This window comes from Mycobacterium sp. SA01 (genome assembly GCF_041287105.1).
GTDB lineage: Bacteria > Actinomycetota > Actinomycetes > Mycobacteriales > Mycobacteriaceae > Mycobacterium.
This window is the reverse complement of record NZ_JBGGNO010000020.1, coordinates 907,612-925,341: the sequence shown is the minus strand read 5'-3', so window position 1 is coordinate 925,341 and position 17,730 is coordinate 907,612. Positions and strand designations below refer to the sequence as shown.

At 69.0% G+C, this 17,730-nt stretch carries 18 protein-coding genes; 12 read left to right on the top strand and 6 right to left on the bottom strand.

What is annotated here, in order from left to right:
• The first annotated feature begins 44 nt into the window (after positions 1 to 44).
• Positions 45 to 317: a hypothetical protein gene (locus AB4879_RS23810; RefSeq protein WP_102809830.1), complete on the top strand. Its 273-nt coding sequence runs from the start codon at positions 45 to 47 to the stop codon at positions 315 to 317.
• Between the two features lie 54 nt (positions 318 to 371).
• Here AB4879_RS23810 and AB4879_RS23805 read toward each other — a convergent pair whose 3' ends face one another.
• The 3 genes from AB4879_RS23805 to AB4879_RS23795 are packed head-to-tail and all read right to left on the bottom strand — an operon-like array spanning position 372 to position 5,223.
• A complete protein-coding gene (locus AB4879_RS23805; protein WP_370509565.1) occupies positions 372 to 1,568 on the bottom strand; it encodes a cytochrome P450 in 1,197 nt (398 codons plus the stop codon).
• Positions 1,569 to 1,598: 30 nt separating this feature from the next.
• On the bottom strand, positions 1,599 to 1,985 hold the full coding sequence (locus tag AB4879_RS23800; protein WP_370509514.1) for a (deoxy)nucleoside triphosphate pyrophosphohydrolase: 387 nt from the start codon (positions 1,983 to 1,985) through the stop codon (positions 1,599 to 1,601).
• Positions 1,986 to 1,995: 10 nt separating this feature from the next.
• Positions 1,996 to 5,223, bottom strand: a complete 3,228-nt coding sequence (locus AB4879_RS23795) for an Ig-like domain-containing protein (protein WP_370509513.1) — start codon at positions 5,221 to 5,223, stop codon at positions 1,996 to 1,998.
• 174 nt (positions 5,224 to 5,397) lie between these two features.
• On the opposite strand from AB4879_RS23795, the gene AB4879_RS23790 reads away from it, so the two are divergent.
• Positions 5,398 to 5,682 carry a 4a-hydroxytetrahydrobiopterin dehydratase gene (locus AB4879_RS23790; RefSeq protein WP_370509512.1) on the top strand — a complete coding sequence of 95 codons (285 nt, stop codon included), beginning with the start codon at positions 5,398 to 5,400 and terminating at the stop codon, positions 5,680 to 5,682.
• On the opposite strand, the gene AB4879_RS23785 is transcribed toward AB4879_RS23790, so the two are convergent.
• The gene (locus tag AB4879_RS23785) at positions 5,657 to 6,835 is read right to left on the bottom strand and encodes a mannosyltransferase (RefSeq protein ID WP_370509511.1); all 1,179 of its coding nucleotides are present in this window, start codon (positions 6,833 to 6,835) and stop codon (positions 5,657 to 5,659) included. The two genes, AB4879_RS23790 and AB4879_RS23785, sit on opposite strands and share 26 nt — an antisense overlap.
• A 222-nt stretch (positions 6,836 to 7,057) precedes the next feature.
• Between AB4879_RS23785 and AB4879_RS23780 the strand changes: the two genes are divergently transcribed.
• The 3 genes from AB4879_RS23780 to AB4879_RS23770 all read left to right on the top strand — a co-directional run bounded on the left by AB4879_RS23780 (position 7,058) and on the right by AB4879_RS23770 (position 10,241).
• Entirely contained in the window at positions 7,058 to 7,669 is a 612-nt protein-coding gene (locus AB4879_RS23780) for a hypothetical protein (RefSeq protein ID WP_142391461.1), read from the top strand.
• 14 nt (positions 7,670 to 7,683) lie between these two features.
• Complete coding sequence (locus AB4879_RS23775) at positions 7,684 to 8,778, top strand: hypothetical protein (RefSeq protein WP_233209515.1); 1,095 nt, start codon at positions 7,684 to 7,686, stop codon at positions 8,776 to 8,778.
• A 62-nt stretch (positions 8,779 to 8,840) separates the two neighbouring features.
• Entirely contained in the window at positions 8,841 to 10,241 is a 1,401-nt protein-coding gene (locus AB4879_RS23770; protein ID WP_370509510.1) for a wax ester/triacylglycerol synthase family O-acyltransferase, read from the top strand.
• Positions 10,242 to 10,313: 72 nt separating this feature from the next.
• Here AB4879_RS23770 and AB4879_RS23765 read toward each other — a convergent pair whose 3' ends face one another.
• Together AB4879_RS23765 and AB4879_RS23760 are read right to left on the bottom strand one after the other, a co-directional pair.
• Positions 10,314 to 10,460 (bottom strand): hypothetical protein, encoded by a 147-nt coding sequence (locus AB4879_RS23765; protein WP_005147085.1) that lies wholly within the window; start codon positions 10,458 to 10,460, stop codon positions 10,314 to 10,316.
• 8 nt (positions 10,461 to 10,468) lie between these two features.
• The gene (locus AB4879_RS23760) at positions 10,469 to 11,038 is read right to left on the bottom strand and encodes an HhH-GPD-type base excision DNA repair protein (RefSeq protein ID WP_370509509.1); all 570 of its coding nucleotides are present in this window, start codon (positions 11,036 to 11,038) and stop codon (positions 10,469 to 10,471) included.
• Between the two features lie 72 nt (positions 11,039 to 11,110).
• Here AB4879_RS23760 and AB4879_RS23755 point away from each other — a divergent pair, with 72 nt between their 5' ends.
• The 7 genes from AB4879_RS23755 (at position 11,111) to AB4879_RS23725 (ending at position 17,633) form a co-directional block, all read left to right on the top strand.
• Positions 11,111 to 11,407, top strand: coding sequence for a DUF732 domain-containing protein (locus tag AB4879_RS23755; protein ID WP_370509508.1), 297 nt, complete (start codon positions 11,111 to 11,113; stop codon positions 11,405 to 11,407).
• 13 nt (positions 11,408 to 11,420) lie between these two features.
• Complete coding sequence (locus tag AB4879_RS23750) at positions 11,421 to 12,602, top strand: sensor histidine kinase (protein ID WP_370509507.1); 1,182 nt, start codon at positions 11,421 to 11,423, stop codon at positions 12,600 to 12,602.
• An 8-nt stretch (positions 12,603 to 12,610) separates the two neighbouring features.
• The gene (locus AB4879_RS23745; RefSeq protein WP_370509506.1) at positions 12,611 to 13,390 is read left to right on the top strand and encodes a LytR/AlgR family response regulator transcription factor; all 780 of its coding nucleotides are present in this window, start codon (positions 12,611 to 12,613) and stop codon (positions 13,388 to 13,390) included.
• Positions 13,383 to 13,793: a hypothetical protein gene (locus AB4879_RS23740; protein WP_102809817.1), complete on the top strand. Its 411-nt coding sequence runs from the start codon at positions 13,383 to 13,385 to the stop codon at positions 13,791 to 13,793. Before AB4879_RS23745 ends, AB4879_RS23740 begins: the two co-directional genes overlap by 8 nt.
• Complete coding sequence (locus AB4879_RS23735; RefSeq protein WP_370509505.1) at positions 13,790 to 15,520, top strand: cation acetate symporter; 1,731 nt, start codon at positions 13,790 to 13,792, stop codon at positions 15,518 to 15,520. Before AB4879_RS23740 ends, AB4879_RS23735 begins: the two co-directional genes overlap by 4 nt.
• A gap of 131 nt (positions 15,521 to 15,651) precedes the next feature.
• Positions 15,652 to 16,002, top strand: coding sequence for a DUF485 domain-containing protein (locus tag AB4879_RS23730; protein ID WP_102809815.1), 351 nt, complete (start codon positions 15,652 to 15,654; stop codon positions 16,000 to 16,002).
• Positions 15,999 to 17,633 (top strand): cation acetate symporter, encoded by a 1,635-nt coding sequence (locus tag AB4879_RS23725; protein ID WP_102809814.1) that lies wholly within the window; start codon positions 15,999 to 16,001, stop codon positions 17,631 to 17,633. The genes AB4879_RS23730 and AB4879_RS23725 overlap by 4 nt, the downstream gene beginning before the upstream one ends.
• Positions 17,634 to 17,730: the final 97 nt, after the last annotated feature.

Genomic DNA, 17,730 nt, shown 5'->3' with positions numbered 1-17,730 from the left:
CGGCGGAGTTACCGTGAATGCATACCGTCAAAGGAGGTTCGGACATGACGGTCTACGAAGTTCTCACCGTTGCCCTCATCGTGGTGCTCGGCACAGCGGCCACCGCCGCCATCTATCTCGGGCTGCTCAACTGGATCGGTGCGGCGTACGTCGTCCGGTGTGCGGGTTGCCGTCACCTGACGGTCTCGTCGGATCGCCGACAGCCCGAGACGTGCCCGCACTGCCGCCATCCGGTGCTCATGCACCCGGTGCACGCCGCGCATCACCCGCGACAGTTCGCCGATGTGCGGGTCGCCCGTGACGCCCTCAAGTACTAGGGGTAGGACGGCAGCAGCATGACGCGCCCGCCCGGCGGTGCGGCGCCGAAGTCCTCAGCGCGAAACCGGTGCGGTCGGCGTGAACTCGACGGGCATGGCCTCCAAGCCACTGACGAAGTTGGCCGGGCGCAGCGGCAGCTCCGCGCCGTCGGCCAGCCGCAGATCCGGTAGCCGTGCCAGCACCCGACGGGTCATCGCCGTCAGCTCCAGGCGGGCCAGCTGGTTGCCCAGGCAGAAGTGGGTGCCGAAGCCGAAGCTGACGTGGTTGTTGGGATTGCGGTCGATGCGGAAGACGTCCGGATCGCCGAAGACCGTCTCGTCGAAGTTGGCTGACTCGAACAGCAGCAGGATCTTCTCGCCCTCGTGCAGCGCCGTGCCGTGAAAGTCGGTGTCGGCGGTCAGGGTTCGGCACATGTTCTTGATCGGCGACGTCCAGCGCAACATCTCCTCCACCGCCCCGGGCAGCAGGTCGGGGTCTTCGCGCACCGCCTGCCACTGCTCGGGGTGGCGACTCAGTTCGGCGGTTCCGCCGGACAGCGTGTGTCGCGTGGTCTCGTCGCCGCCGATCAGGATCAGCAGCGTCTCGGCATAGATCTGCTCGTCGGTGAGCTGCTCACCGTCGACGTCGGCGGCGATCAGGACGCTGACGAGATCATCCGCGGGTTCCCGCCGGCGCTGCGCGACGAAGCCGGCCATGAACTCGTTGTAGGCGGTCAGTGCGGTGGCCGCGGCCAGCAGCGATTCCTCGGTGGCCACCGAGCTCAGCGCCACCACCATGTCGTCGGACCATGCCAGCAGGGTGTCGCGGTCTTCGGGGGCCACGCCGAGCATGTCGCCGATGACGGCCATCGGCAGTGGTGCCGCCAGATCGCGGACGAAGTCGCACGAGCCGCGTTGGCACACCGCGTCGATCAACGTATCGCACAGCGCATCAATGGATTTCGCCCTGTCGCGGACGCGCTTGCGGGTGAAGCCGGCGTTGACCAGTTTGCGCCGCAACAGATGCTGCGGGTCGTCCATGTCGATCATGTGCGGCAGCGGCGGAGTCGTCGGGCGGATCCCGCCGGCGTTGGAGAACAGTTCCGGCTGCCGCTCGGCGTCGATCACCGCGCGATAGGTCGCGGCGGCAGCCAGGCCGTTGCGGTCGCGGAAGACCGGTTGGTGGGTACGCATCCAGCGGTACGCCTCGCGGACCGCGCCACTGGCGTAGAACCTGCCGTCGGTCAGATCAACGTCGGCTGTGACGTCCATGAGCACGCCCCAGATCATAGGGCGGCGGGCTCACGCGCCAAGGCGTTTCGCGAGCTCCGGCAGCCACGCCCGGTCGGCGGGCACCCAGTCCAGGGATGCCAGCTCGGCGGCGCTGACCCACCGCAGGGCACGGTGGTCGTGCGGGTGCAGGGCGCCGCCGGTGTGCTCCACGAAGTACGCCCGCAGGATCAGCGACTCTCCGACAGGAACGTCGGCGCCGAGACGTTCCCCGACGACGACGTCGACCCCGAGTTCTTCACGTAACTCCCGCACCAGCGCAGCGGCCTCGGTTTCCCCGTCGGCCACCTTGCCGCCCGGCAGCTCCCACAGTCCGGCCAGTTCGGGCGGACGTTGCCGCTGGGCGACCAGAAGCGTCGCGCCGGAGATCAGCGCGCCGGCGACGACGATCTGGGGCACACCAATGAGCTTATGTCGTGGCGGGTTTCGCCTTGACGATGGTCAGCTCATAGTCGTTGGTCTGCCACCCGTTGAGGAACGCACCGATCGGGACCGCCATGTCCTGGCCGTATCCGGGCCCGCTGTCGTTGAAATACACGACACCCTTCGCCGTGTCGACGGCGATCACCACGGCCTCGTGGAGAGCGGCGTTGTAGTTCGGCGTTGCGGGTGATTGGTATTTCGGCTGGGTGCTCCACGTGATGTTCGCGTCGACAGTGACCATCGCCGCGTTACCCGCGGCCAAGGCGGCTTCCAGATCACCCAGGGCCACCTGCGAATCCGCGGCGGTGGCTCCGGTGATCCGGGTGCCGTTCTCGTCGTAGGTTCCGTATCGCTGGGTGGTCGCGGTGACCCCCCAGTCGGCGTTGGTGTTCATCAGCTGGACCGCATCCTTGACCGCCACCCCATTGGCGATGTCCTCGTCGAGGTACATCCGCCGACCCGGGTAGACCACGCTGGCGGTCGTCTTGGCGAGGTACACCATCTCGTCCTCGCTTGGCTCGGTTCCGCTGACCTGTCCGATCGCCATCGCCGTCGCCATGAGCGTGCAGTTGTTGTAACTCTGCTTGACCCACCATTCCTTGTTGGCGCGGTCACCGTAATAGCCGGTGCCCTTGACCGTCACCACGATTTCGCGTTCGACGGTGTCGGGTTTGGCCACGCCCAGCCGGACGGCGATGGTGTGCAGCGCCTGCTGCAACATGCCAAGCGCGCCAGGCAGATCGGCCGCGGTTCCGTTGTCGACCCTGATCGTGAACCGATCGGTGATGCCGGGGGTGACCAGCTCGGAGTCGGGTGTGTACACGTAGCGGCCGGTGGCGTTGTCGAACGTGACGGTGCCGTGCGTGGGCTGCTTGCTCACCCCGTAGGTCACGGCGTAGCCGTTGTTGCTCACTCCGTTGGCGTCCACCCGGATCGTCCCGGCGCTGGACTGGTTGTAGTACTGGGGCGAGAGGGCGGGTGCCCGGTTGAAGAAGAGGTAGGTCAGCTGGCGAGAGAGATCACTCCACATCGATTGCAGCGTCTGCATCGGAGTGGCGGACGGCGCCGCGTTGGCCGAAGGCGCAACCGCGCGCTGCGCCGTGACGTCGTCACTGACCGCAGCCGCTGCGGCTGCCGGGCCGGGTGCGCCATTGTTGCCGTTCGAACCGTTGGTGCCACCCGCACCGCCGCTACCACCGGGCTGACCTGTGCCGCCCCAGCCACCGCTGCCCCAGCTGCCGCCAGAGCCACCGTCACCGTTGCCAACTCCACCCTGGCCGCCGTCACCACCCCAGCCGCCGTTGCCGCCCTTGCCGCCATTGAAGCCGGAGCCGCCCGACCCGGCTGCCGCACCCCAGCCACCGTTGCCGCCGTCGCCGCCGCCGGTACCTCCTTGGCCGCCGGTACCGCCGTCACCACCGGCGCCGCCGTCCCCGCCGTTGCCGTTGATGCCGGCATTGCCGCCCGGTCCGCCCGCGCCGCCGGTACCGCCCCGGCCGCCTGCCGCGCCGGCACCGCCGACGCCACCATTACCGCCCCGGCCGCCGTATCCGCCGAGGCCGCCGTTGCCATCGGGATCCGTTGTGTAGCCACCCCATTTGCCGACTCCACCGTTGCCGCCGTTGCCGCCGGCACCGCTGATTCCGTTGGCGCCGTTGGCCGCAACGACGAAGAGGTAGCGGCCCACGCCCGCGGCTCCGCCGGATGCTCCGCCGGCACCACCGTTGCCGCCGTCGCCGCCGTTACCGCCGGGCGCGCCGTCACCGACCGCGACGGTCCCGGGGTAACGGGCGTTGCCGCCCTGGCCACCCCAGCCGCCCTGGCCGCCGGCGCCGCCGTCGCCGCCGCTTCCGAAGACGAAGCTCCCGTTGCCGCCCTTACCGCCCTTGCCGCCCGGTCCGCCGTCCCCACCGGGGCCGCCGTCGACGGGGCCGACCGTGGGGCTCGTGCCCGGCACGCCGGTCTGGCCGATGCCGCCGTTGCCACCGTTGCCGCCCTGCCCGAAGACCGACAACATGCCGACGCTGCCGCCGTTGCCGCCGTCACCGCCGCCGAAACCGCCGGCACCGCCCGCGCCGCCGTTGCCCGCCCACAGCCCGCCGCTGCCGCCGTGTCCGCCGTCGCCGCCATGGTCACTTGTCGCTCCGTAGTACGGGCTGGTTCCGCCGGCACCACCCGCGCCGCCGTTGGCGAAGATCGAGAACAACCCGCCACTGCCGCCGTCACCACCCTTGCCGCCGTTCGTGGAGGCGCCGCCCGCGCCCCCGGCGCCGCCGGTGCCCCAGATCGACAGCAGCCCGGTATTGCCGCCGTGGCCGCCATCGCCGGCCGTCGCGCCGATCGGGATCGCGTTGCCGCCCTTGCCCGCAGCGCCGCCGTTGCCGGCGTAGAGGCCGCCGTGGCCGCCGTTGCCGCCCTGACCGCCCGTGCTGTCCACCCCGGCCTCGCCGGCCAGGACGCCGCCGGCACCCCCCTTGCCGCCGTTGCCGAACATGCCGGCCGCGCCACCGTTGCCACCCTTGGTGCCTTGCGCGAACGCCTCGCCACCATCACCACCGGCGCCGCCGTTGCCGATGATCAGGCCACCGGCACCGCCGTTGCCGCCATTGCCGGCTTCGACACCTGCGCCGCCGGCGCCGCCGTTGCCGAACCCGCCCGCCGCGCCGCCGTTGCCGCCGTTGAACCCGGCTCCGCCGTCACCGAAGAACCCGCCGTTGCCGCCCTTGCACGCAGCGGTACCCGTGCAGGTGTCGGCCGTCCATGAGTAGCCGTTGCCGGCGATGATCCCGGCGTTGGGGTGCGCGGCGGTCCCGTTGCTGATGAAGAATGCGACGACGGTTTCCGGCGTCGGCAGGCCCGGCACCGCGACTGCTCTGGGCGTGGTCGTGCTCGCAGCCACGCCGGCTTTGGGAGTGACGGCCTCAGTGGCAGCGGCCGACTTCGAGGCCGGCTTGGATACCTTCGCCGCAGCCGAGCGCGTGGAGCCGACGTGGGGCCGGTGCTGGCCGGTGGATTTGGTGGAGCTACTCGAGGTGCTCGGGCCTTTACCGGCGGAGCCGGTCGAATCGGCCGACGCCGTCGCGGGCATCGACGCCAGTGCCGCGCCGATGCCGAGCGCGACCGCCCCTGCACCGAGCCAGCCACCGAACTCAACGGGGAGTGCCCGCAACCACGCGGGCCGTCGGGTGATCGTGGACATGGCAAAGGAATTCATCAAGACCCCCGAGGTTGACGTGCGAATGCGAACCCGTCCCGATTCTTGAGACGACGGCGTCGAGCGACGCTGGCAACCTAACATCACTTACGCGGACAAGTCCCGAATTTGAGACAGATGTCCCGGTCCGTTCGCGACCTTTCGCCGGGGTGTCGATGAGAGAAGACTCGAACCATGCCACTAACCGATGAAGAGATTGACTCCGCGATCAAGGGTCTCGACGGCTGGGAGCACGCCGACGGTGCGCTGCGCCGCTCGGTGAAGTTCCCGACATTCCTGGACGGGATCGACGCGGTGCGCCGGGTCGCCGAACACGCCGAGCACCACGACCATCATCCTGATATTGACATCCGCTGGCGCACAGTTACTTTCGCGCTGGTCACGCATTCTGAAGGCGGAATAACGGCCAAGGACGTGCAAATGGCGTCCGATATCAACGGGATTGTCGACGACCGCTGACCGCTATCCAGGCCAGCGTGGCCAGCGTCGCCACGGCGTAGATCACGCCCGCCCACGCCAGGTACCAGGGTCGGCTGATCTGCCAGATCGTCGGTTGGGCGAAGCTGAGCAGCCACGGCACCCCGACCACCGTCAGCGCCAGCCAGCCGTAGCCGAGCACCTTGGCGCCCAATCGATTTCGCCACGGTCCGTGCAGCAGCCAGATCATCAGCGGCACCAACCAAACCCAGTGATGGGTCCACGAGATCGGCGAGATCAGTAGCCCGACCAGTTGCACCACCAGCAGGCACCCCAGCCGGTCCGAGTCCAGCGCGCGCCACGCCAGGACCGCCAGCACCGCGGTCACCGCGATCGCGGCCAGCACCACCGGTCCGTAGCCGGCGTCGTGGCCGAGGATGCGGGAGATCGCTCCGCGCCACGACTGATTGAACGAGGTTCCGATCGGGCCGACGCGCCGGGCGTCGCCGAGCAGATCGGTGAAGTAGAAGCGGGCCTGCTGACCGATCACCGCCACCGAGAGCCCGACCGTGCCGAAGAACACCACTGCGGAGAAGACCGCCGCACCCCAGCGGCGCATGCCCAGGAAGTAGAGCCCGGTCACGGCCGGCGTCAGCTTGATGCCTGCAGCGAGTCCGACCAGCAGACCCGACAGCCACCAGCGGCTGCTGTAGGCCGCGCAGAGAACTGCCAGTACCAGGATCACGTTGATCTGGCCGTAGTCGAAGTTGCTGCGCAGGGGTTCGAGCCAGATCGCGACGGCGGTCCAGATCATTGCGACGGCGCGCCCGCCCGTCGCGGGCGTGCCCAGAAGCCGCTGGCTGATTCGGACCACGCCGTAGAGGGCGGCGATGATGCCCAGCTGCCAGCAGAACGCGACCACCCCGAACGGCAGCAGGTGCAGGGGATAGAACACCAGCGCCGCGAACGGCGGGTAGGTGAAGGGCAGCGGGAAGTCGGGGGTCTGGTCGGCGTAGACGTAGGAGTACAGCGTTCCGGGATGATCCAGCGCAGCCGCGCCGCCGAGGTAGACGTGCAGGTCGACGAAGTTGGCGCCGTTGGGCGCCAGGTAGGTCCACCCCAGCCGCGCGGCCACGCTGACGATCAGCAGCACCGGGGCCAGCCAGGCTGGCCGCGCCGGCGCCTTCGTGTCCACGTGGCGACTGTAGCGACGGATGCTGCGCTCCCAACTTCGGCGCGCTAACTGGGGCTGTACACCGGTTACCGCGCCGAACTTCAAGCGGGCCCACATGGGCTCCCGCATCACACAAGACCATCACTGCCGTAACGGTTGAATAAACACCACACGTGTCACTTGAGTAACTCTAGTAACGGACTACCTTCGGGTTAGACCTGCACTCGAGGGATTGGGATGACCATGTCACGTAGATCAAAGCTATTCGCCGCCAACATAATTGGTGCTGCCGGGCTCTGCTCGGTCGCGCTCGCACTGAGCCCGTCGGCCGGCGCCGACCCCGGTGTCTCGCCGGCTGTTCCCGGCGTGCCCGCGCTGAACATGTTGCAGCAGTTCGTCACAAACCCGGCCAGCGCCGCGGCGATCCTGCAGTCCGCTGCGACCGCCCTCGGCGGCGCGTCGGCTCTCACCGGCGCACCGTCGACGTTGCCGGTCTCGCCGATCGGCGGCGCGCCGGCCACCGCCACGCTGCCGGGCATGCCGGCCCCGGCCGCTCCCGCGGCCGCACCGGCGGCTGCCGCCCCCGGCGGGATCACCGGAGCGGTCGCCCCGCTGCTGAACCAGCTCGGCGTGCCCGGTGACCTGGCCAGCCTGACGCCGTCGGACATGCCGTTCCCGGTCAAGGTCGGCGACAACCTGTCCGTCGGTAGCCCGGCGCCGGTTGCTCCCATCGCCCCGGTGGCGACCGGGGTCGCCGGACCGGCCGGTGTACCGCCGGCCAGCGCCCCGGTTCCGCCGACCACCCCGGGCGGCGCCGGTCTCGGCCAGCTGTTGCCGCTGTCTGCTCTGCCCTGACCAACCACCACCCGATGAGGGAGTTCACCGTGCCGCAGATCGCCAAGCTGGCAATTCTGCTGACCACCGCCACGTTCGTGGCCGCGACCAACCTGGCGTTCAGCCCGGTCGCGGCCGCGGACCCGGCCATCCCGCTGGATCCCGGTCAGCTGCCCGGCCTCGACGCCATGCAGATGCTCGGTCCGGTCGTCCAGCAGGCCGCGGGGAACCCCTCATCGGCGCAGTCGCTGCTCCTCGCGGCTGCTTCACAACTCGCTGGTGGTGCCACCACGCCAGGCGGCTCGGCGGCACTGGCCCAGCAAGTGACCAAGTTCGTGCAGGAGGGCGGGGCCGCCGGCCCCTCGGCCGCGTTGCCTGCGGCGGCTCCCCCCGCCGCCCAGGCGACCGGCGTCGCGCACGGCACCACGCCGTTGCTGACGCCCGGCACGGGTAACGGCCCTGTCCCCCTGCCTGAACATCTGCCCGATGGCGCCGCACCCAGCTCGATCTTCGGCACCGAGGCGCATCTGCCCATCGGCATCGACCCGGCGCACGCCGTCGGCCCGGCGCCCGAGGCACTTCCTGAGGTGCCCACCCCGGTGACCGTGGTGAACCCGGCCGCGCCGCCGACCCCGACGGCGACGCCGGCCGGCAACTCGATCAATGTCGCGACACCGGCGCCGGCACCCGCGGCGGCGACTCCCCCGAACTACGACCCGGCCAGCCCGCCGACCCAGGACTTCATGTACCCGTCGATCAGCAACGGGTGCCTCAAGGACGGCGGCAACGTGATCGCGACCGCGATCTCCGTCGCAGGCCCGGCCAAGATCCCGACCCCTGGTCCGGCCGCCGGGCAGACCGCCTACGTCTTCACCGCGGTGGGCACTCCCGCCCCGGCCGCCGAGCAGAAGCTCCCGCTGAACGTCACCTGGGTGAACCTGACCACCGGCAAGTCGGGCAGCGTCACGCTGAAGCCGAATCCGGACATCAACTCCGCGGGCCCGACCACGCTGACCGCCATCGCCGACACCGGCTCCGGCAGCATCATGTCGACGATCTTCGGCCAGGTCACCACTGTCGACAAGCAGTGCACCTTCATGCCGACAATCGGTTCGACCGTCGTGCCCTGAGGCGCGAAAAGCCGCGCTAGGGTTGGGGATCGGCAGTCCAACCCGACGGGGGTCGGTACCACATGGAGACGCTCGACCCGCTTGACGCGATGATGCTGACGGCTGAGCTGATCTCCAGCCCGATGCATGTCGCCGTCGCTCTGATCATGACCCCGCCGAGCGGGACCTCGAGCACGACGTTCGTCGACGAGCTCTACACGCAGGCTCTGACCGCCTCCGATCCGGTTGACCGTCGGCTGCGCCGGCATCCGCACCGCGGCGTGGAGACCGGCGGCTTGTGGGCGTGGCGCGAGGTGGACGAGCTGGACCTGCGCCACCACGTGCACCGGCTGACGCTGCCGCCCGATGCGGGCGCCACGGAACTCTGGGAGCTGGTGTCGGAGTTGCACGCCGAGCCGCTCGACCGATCGGCGCCGATGTGGATGGCGTATCTGATCGACGGGCTGGCAGGCAACCGGCTCGCCCTGTACATCAAGATCCATCACATCGTGATCGACGGCGTCGCGGGCCTGAGGATGGTCGCCGACTCGCTGTCGGAAGATCCGGACCGGCGCGACATGCCGCCGTTCTACGCCGACGCCACACCCCCCGAACCGCCCCGTCGGCGCGGCCTCAATCCGCTGTCGGTGGTGCGAGACGTCGCGGGTGTCGCGGCGTCCGGACTGAGTCTGGCCCGCAACGTCGCGTCGGCGGAAGTGACCAACCTGGTCGGCGGACTGATCACGCCGACGATCGCGGCGCCGTTCGGCGCACCGCACACCCGGTTCAACACCAAGCTCAGCCATCGGCGAGCGTTTGCGGCAACCAGCCTGGACCACAACAGAATTCGCGCTATCCAGCACGCAGCCGGTGTCACCGGCAACGACGTCGTGACGGCGTTGGTCGCCGGTGTGCTGCGGGACTGGCTGACCGCACAGGGCGAACTGCCCGAGCAGTCGTTGGTGGCGCTGTGCCCGGTGACCGTGCGCGACCGCGACTCGGCCCCGGACGACAACGGGCACGGCAACCAATTCGGCCTCGGACTGTGTCCGCTGGCCACCAACCGCGACGACCCCGCGCAGCGGCTGCGGTTGGTGCACGAGGCGATGGCGGGGGTCAAGCACCAGGTGTCGACTCGGGGCCCGGGCGCGATGCTGATGGTTGTGATGCCGGCTGTCGTGCCGACGGCGTTGGCACCGCTGCTGCCGTTCAGTTCGTGGGTGCGGCCCAGTTACAACCTGCCGATTTCGAATGTGCCGGGTCCGCCACGGCAGTGTTACCTCAACGGGGCCAGCGTCGATGAGATCTATCCGGTGTCAGTGGTGTACGACGGGATGGCGCTCAACGTGACGTTGTGCTCCTACGCCGACCGGATCGGTGTCGGATACATCGCCGACCGTGAGGTGATGGCCGACGTCGACGAGCTCATCCCGCTGACCGAAACCGCGCTCGCCGAACTCGAGGCCGCCGTGGGGGTGGCCTGACCGCATCGAGATAGACCTGAGAGCGAATATTTCGGTGAATCGTCGCTCTCAGGTCTGACTCGATGACGGCGCCTAGTAGGCCATGAACAGGATTTCGTCCCGGCCGTAATCCATGCCGGGGTGCGCCGCGGCGAGGTGCTGCTTGGTGAGGTCGACGAGTTCGTCCTCGTCCTTGGCGCTGATCGCTTCGCCACACGGGCAGTTGATGTGAGTCTTCATGGTGCCTCCTATTTCTTCGCTGCGGCCTTCATCTTCTTCTTGTATGCCCTGACTTCTTCCAGCGACCCCTTGTCGACCACATCGGCGATCGACATGTGGGTGCCGGCCTTGCCGTAGTCGCCGGCCGCCTCGCGCCAACCCTGGGGGGTGACGCCGTACTGCTTGCCCAGCAGAGCCAGGAAGATCTTGGCCTTCTGCTCACCGAAACCGGGCAGTGCCTTCAGCCTGCGCAGCACCTCGGCGCCGTCGGGATCGCCGTCGAGCCACAGTTGGGCGGCCTCGCCGTCGTAGCGGTCGACGATCTCGCGGGCCAGGTCCTGCACACGTTTGGCCATCGAGCCCGGGAACCGGTGCACGGCAGGGGTTTTCGAGAATTCTTGGGTGAACTGCTCGGGGTCGCAGTCGGCGATCAGCCGGGGGTCGATGCCGCCGATCCGCTCGGCGATCTTGCGCGGCCCGGCGAACGCCGTCTCCATCGGGATCTGCTGATCCAGCAGCATGCCGGTCAGCAGCGCGAACGGATCCTCACTCAACAGGTCGTCGGACGCGGGATCTCCGGTGAGCTGCAATCTCGCCATGGCCGACAGTCTAGGACGACGATCGGATCGGTTCGGGTATCTGGGCCGCTCAGGTGTGCAATCGTGAACGGCATGAGACGGGTGATTGCTCCTGCGGTCGCGGCGGTCGCGGCCGCTCTCGCCTTGGCCGGCACCGCGCATGCGATACCGGATCAGGGCACCCCCGAATTCGACCTGTACATGCAGGGCCTGGCCCGCAACGGCTACAACCTGAATCCCGACACCGCGTGGCGCGTCGCGCATCAGGCGTGCATCGGCGGCATACCGGGCTACATCGGCCTCGAGCTGGCGGCGCAAGGCGTGATCGGCCCCGGCGCGCAGGAGCGGGTGTTCGATGTAGCCCGGAAGTACGCCTGCCCCGTCCAGTAAGCGAGGCGCCGAGATGTCGGGTGCGGTAGCGCTCGCGCTGGCCGTCGCGCTCGCCGCGGTCGCGTTGATTGTCGGCGCGATCGCCGTGCTGACCCGCAGCGTGGTCACCACACCGGCGGAACGGACCGTGCACGCCGCGCTGCACACCGCCTCGCTGGCGGCGCGCTCGCTGCGCAAGGGTTTGGATGCCGACTCCGCGGCCGGCGCCGCCCCGCACCTGCGCGGCCTCACCGGCTCGGACGGTGTCGGGCTCTACGACGGCGACACCGGCCTGCTGGCTCTCGATCCGCCCGGTGACGCGCTGTGGACGCCGGCCATCCTCGAGGTCTGCCACCACACCGCCCGGGACGCGATCTCCGGGCAGCGCCGGGTGCTCGCCCGCGACCAGACTCCCGCGGTGGTGGCCCAGCCGCTGCTCGACGACGACGGCATGGTGATCGGCGTGCTCGTCGTGGTCAACGCCGCCGAACCGTCGCCGGGCATGCTGGGCGCGATCGCCGAGGTCGCGCGGTACGCCGCCAGCCAGCTCGAGCTGGCCGAGCTCGACGCGTCGCGGGCCCGCCTCGACCGGGCCGAGGTTCTCGCGCTGCGCGCACAGATCAGCCCACACTTCATCTACAACGCGCTCAACACGATTGCCTCGTTCGTCCGCACCGATCCGGACCGGGCCCGCGACCTGATCCTGGAGTTCGCCGACTTCACCCGCTACTCGTTCCGCTCCGCGGGTCCCTACACGGTGCTGGCTGACGAGCTGCGCAACATCGACCGCTACCTGACCCTCGAACGCGCCCGGTTCGGGCCGAATCTGTCGGTGACCCTGCAGATCGCACCCGAGGTGCTGACCGTGGTGGTGCCGTTCCTCGCGCTGCAGCCGTTGGTCGAGAACGCGGTTCGCCACGGCCTGGCCGGGCGGCAGGGCGGATCGATCGAAATCATCGCTCGCAACGAGGGTTCCGATTGCGTCATCAGCGTGGAGGACGACGGCGTCGGCATGGATCCCCAAGCCCTGCGTTCCGGGCACGGCGACGTCCTTGGCGACGGCGAGCAGACCGCACACGTCGGGCTGAGCAATGTGGACCATCGCCTGCGCGCGGCGTTCGGCAACGACTACGGTCTGGTGGTCGAAACCGCCCCGGGTGCGGGCACGAAGGTGATCATGCGGGTGCCCAAGTTCCGCGCGGGCGTACGGGTTTAAGGAGAGCCATGGCAGGGCTGTGGGTGCTGGCCGTCGACGACGAAGCCCCGGCGCTCGACGAGCTCACCTACCTGCTCGGTGAGCATCCCGACGTCGCCGAGGTGGCCGGCGCAGGCGATGCCACGTCGGCGCTGCGGATCATCAACGAACGCACCGTGGACGCGATCTTCCTGGACATCAACATGCCGGGGCTCTCGGGTCTCGAATTGGCCAGTGTTGTGGGCAATTTCGCTCACCCACCCGCCGTCGTGTTCGTCACCGCGCACGACGACAAGGCGGTGGCCGCCTTCGAGGTCGGGGCGCTGGACTATCTGCTCAAGCCCATCCGCAAGGAGCGCCTCGACGAGGCGGTCCGGCGGGTGGTGTCCGCGCGCGCCGCGGAGCCGGCCCCGCCAGCCGACGAGCCGCAGGCCGACACCATCCCGGTCGAGCTCGGCGGGGTCACCCAGCTGGTGCGCTGCGATACCATCGGCTGGGTCGAGGCCGAAGGTGACTACGCCCGCCTGCACGCCGCCTCCGGTTCGCATCTGGTACGAATTCCGTTGAGCACCTTGGAAGATCGCTGGCGCAGCCGAGGGTTCCAGCGGGTGCACCGGTCCTATCTCGTCGCGCTGAACATGGTGACCGGGCTGCGCACCTCCGGCGCCTCCACGATGGTGCGGTTGCGCGCCAACGGAGCCTCGGCGCCGGTCGAGCTTCCGGTCAGCCGCCGCCAGGCCCGCGAACTGCGCGACCGGCTGATCCGCGATCCGATGCGGACCTTCCGGCCGGGGACGGCCGATGACTAGGCCGGGTCGGCCGCAGCGCGAGCGGGTCGTGCTGGCCCACCGCCGCGGCAGCCGCCTGGTGCACACCCGGGTGGAGGTGCAGGAGCAGACCGAAGTCGGCGATGCGCTGGTCCGCGGACTGATGCGCGCCCAGCTCGGGCTGGCTTTGCGACTGGCCGCCGTGGTGGCCGGCGGGATGGCCGCGCTGCCATTGCTCAACGCGGTGTTCCCAGAACTGTCCGCCGCCACCATATTCGGGGTTCGGCTGAACTGGCTGACCCTGGCTCTGCTGGTCTATCCGGCGCTCTACGGCATCGGCCGGCTGTTCATCCGGCTGGCCGAACAAGGCGAACGCGACTTCATGGGTGTGGTCGACGACGTGCCCGATGTCGCAGGCCCGGCGGCTCCAGAGGGTCCACCATGAGCGGATCGACGGCGACGGCCCTGACCGCCGGTGGCCTGATCGCGGCGGCGGTGGCGACGGTGGCCGTCGGTGCTTACGGGGTTCGGATGTCGCGCACCACCTCCGACTTCCTGGTGGCGTCCCGCACTGTGGGCCCACGCTGGAATGCCGCCGCGATTTCGGGTGAATACCTCTCAGCGGCCTCGTTTCTCGGGGTCGCCGGCTTGATCGCCAAATACGGCGCCGACGCGCTGTGGTACCCGGTCGGCTTCACCGCGGGCTACCTGGGTCTGCTGCTGTTCGTCTCCGCTCCCCTGCGCCGCTCCGGCGCTTACACCGTGCCGGATTTCGCGGAGTTCCGGCTGGGCTCGCCGCGGGTGCGCCGGGTCGCGATGCTCGTGGTCGTCACCGTCTGCATCTTCTATCTCGTTCCCCAATATCAGGGTGCCGGACTTGCCCTGAAAGCGCTTCTCGGCGTTCCCGTTTGGATCGGTCCGCTGGCGGTAGGCGGGATCGTGATCGCCAACGTCGTCGGCGGTGGCATGCGCTCGATCACCTTTGTCCAGGCCTTCCAGTACTGGCTGAAGCTGACCGCGGTCGCGGTGCCCGCGTTGGCACTGCTGATGCACTTCGGGCACGAACACCCCGCACTCGGCGGCCCACTCCCGCCCACGGTGGACCAGCCGACCGTCGTCAGTATCGACACCGACGTGGTGGTCACGGTCGCCGACCCGGCCGGTGTCACGGTGACCGGCCCGGACCACAGCGGCGCCCTGCACAGTCCCGGCGAGTACCGCCTTCAGAAGGGCACCACCCTGACGCTGGCTGCCGGAGCTCAGACCCCCGTCGTCGTCGGCGCACCCGCCATCGGCTCGGAGTGGATCGTCAGCGGCGGCGGATTGGGCGGTAAACATCCTCTCTACCAAGTGTTTTCGATCATGGTGGCGACTTTCCTCGGCGCCATGGGCCTCCCCCATGTGCTGGTCCGCTTCTACACCAACACCGACGGGCGCGCCGCGCGCCGTACCGCGCTGAGCGTGATCGCCCTACTGTCGCTGTTCTATCTGTTCCCCGTGCTGCTCGGGGTGTTCGCCCGGTTGTATGTGCCTCAGCTGCTCATCACCGGCAAGGCCGACGCCGCGGTGCTGCTGCTGCCGTCGGCCGCCATCGCCGGGCTGCCCGGCGAACTGCTCGGTGCCCTGGTCGCGGCCGGCGCCATCGCGGCCTTCCTGGCGACCTCGTCCGGTCTGCTGGTCAGCATCGCCGGCGCGCTGTCCACCGATGTGCTGCGTGGGCGGGTCCGCGACTTCCGGATGGTGGCGCTGATCGCCGGCCTCGTCCCCATTCCGCTTTCCGTCGTCGCCCCGGTCCTGGAGCTCTCGCGCGGTGTCGGTCTGGCCTTCGCCGTCGCGGCATCCACCCTGTGCCCGCTGCTGGTCCTCGGCATCTGGTGGCGCGGGCTGACCGCGGCCGGGGCGATCGCCGGGTTGGCGGTCGGCGCACTGGCCTCCGGTCTGGCCATCCTCGTCGCGATCACCGGCTGGGTCGGCGACGACGTGCTCGGCGGCTGGCTGACCACGCTGATCGGCTACCCCGCCGCCGTCACCGTCCCGCTGGCGTTCGCGACGATGGTGCTCGTCAGCCGCATCACCCGCACCGACGTGCCCCCCGATGTGGCGCGCATCTTCGCCCGCATGCATGTGCCGGAGCGCCTCGGCATGGGCCTGGAGCGAGTCCCGCGCGGTTGACCACAGACCGTTCAGCGCCGACCGCCAACCGTTCAACGCACGGTCCGCGCGCGCTCTAGGACTGTGATGCACCTCTCAATAGCCTGTGAACACGACCGGAGTTCACACCTTTTCGAGCTGAGGAGCACGCGGTGTCCACAACCGACCTGCCGCCACGGGAGACCCATCCCAGCGGGGCCCAATACCTGGCCATGCAGGCCAGTCCCGAGTTTCAGGAGCTGCGCCGCACACTGCGCCGCTTCGTGTTCCCCACCACGGCCTTCTTCCTGATCTGGTACGCCACCTATGTTCTGCTGGGCGCCTTCGCCCACGACTTCATGGCGATCTCGGTGTGGGGCAACGTCAACGTCGGGCTGCTCATCGGTCTTGGCCAGTTCGTGACGACGTTCCTCATCACGGGCCTGTACGTGCGGTTCGCCAACCGGGAGCTCGACCCGCGCGCCGAGGCCATCCGCACCGAGATGGAAGGCACGGCCCAGTGAGCACCACCGTCCTCGCCGAGGCAGCCCGAATCGGCAACCCGGTCGTCAACATCAGCATCTTCGTGGCCTTCGTGCTGATCACGTTGTTCATCGTGATCCGCGCCGGCCGCACCAACACCAACGCCACCGAGTTCTTCACCGGCGGCCGGGCGTTCTCCGGACCGCAGAACGGCATCGCCATCGCCGGTGACTACCTTTCTGCGGCAAGCTTTCTCGGCATCGCAGGCGCTATCGCGGTGTACGGCTACGACGGCTTTCTGTATTCGATCGGCTTCCTGGTGGCGTGGCTGGTCGCCCTCCTGCTGGTGGCCGAATTGCTGCGCAACACAGGCAAATTCACGATGGCCGATGTGTTGAGCTTCCGGCTCAAGCAGCGGCCGGTGCGGGTGGCCGCGGCCACCTCGACGCTGACGGTGTCACTGTTCTATCTGCTGGCCCAGATGGCCGGTGCCGGCGGCCTGGTCGCGCTGCTGCTCGACGTGCACGGCCGCACCGCCCAGTCCTTCGTGATCGCGGTGGTCGGTGTGCTGATGATCGTCTACGTCCTGGTCGGCGGCATGAAGGGCACCACCTGGGTGCAGATCATCAAGGCCGTCCTGCTGATCGCGGGTGCGGCAATCATGACGGCCATGGTGCTGGTCAAGTTCGGTCTGAACTTCTCCGACATCCTGGGTTCCGCGCAACAGATGGTGCATGACGCCACCACCAAGGGCGTCGCCAGCCGCGACGTGCTGGCTCCAGGTGCCCAGTACGGCGCCAACACCACCTCGAAGATCAACCTGCTGTCGCTGGGTCTGGCGCTGGTGCTCGGCACTGCGGGCCTGCCGCACGTGCTGATGCGCTTCTACACGGTGCCGACCGCGAAAGAGGCTCGGCGGTCGGTGGTGTGGGCGATCGGTCTGATCGGCGCCTTCTACCTGTTCACCCTGGCGCTGGGCTACGGCGCGGCCGCGATGGTCGGCCCCGACAAGATCCTGGCCGCCCCGGGCGGACAGAACTCGGCGGCACCGCTGCTCGCCTTCGAGCTCGGCGGGGTGATCCTGCTCGGGGTCATCTCGGCGGTGGCCTTCGCCACCATCCTGGCCGTGGTCGCGGGTCTGACCATCACCGCGTCGGCGTCCTTCGCCCACGATGTCTATGCCAGCGTGCTCAAGAGTCACAAGGTGACCGAGGAGGAACAGGTCAAGGTCTCCCGGATCACCGCGGTGGTGCTCGGTGTCGCCGCGATCGGACTGGGCATCCTGGCCAACGGCCAGAACGTCGCGTTCCTGGTGGCGCTGGCCTTCGCTGTCGCAGCCTCGGCCAATCTGCCGACGATCGTGTACTCGCTGTACTGGAAGCGGTTCAACACCCGCGGCGCCCTGTGGAGCATGTACGGCGGCCTGATCAGCTGCCTGGTGCTGATAGTCTTCTCGCCGGCAGTCTCGGGCAACAAGACCGCGATGATCCCCGGCGCCAATTTCGACTGGTTCCCGCTGGCCAACCCCGGCATCGTGTCGATTCCGCTGGCGTTCGTCCTCGGCATCATCGGGACGCTGACGTCCAACGACACCGGCGATCCGGAGATCAATGCCGAAATGGAGGTCCGCTCGCTGACCGGTGTCGGCGCCGAGAAGGCCACCCACCACTAGCGCCGAGCAGACACAAACTCGGGCTTCAGAGGATCGATCCGCCCGAGTTTGTGTCTGCTCGCCAGGAATGCGCACAGCGAGCTCGCGTTGACTATTC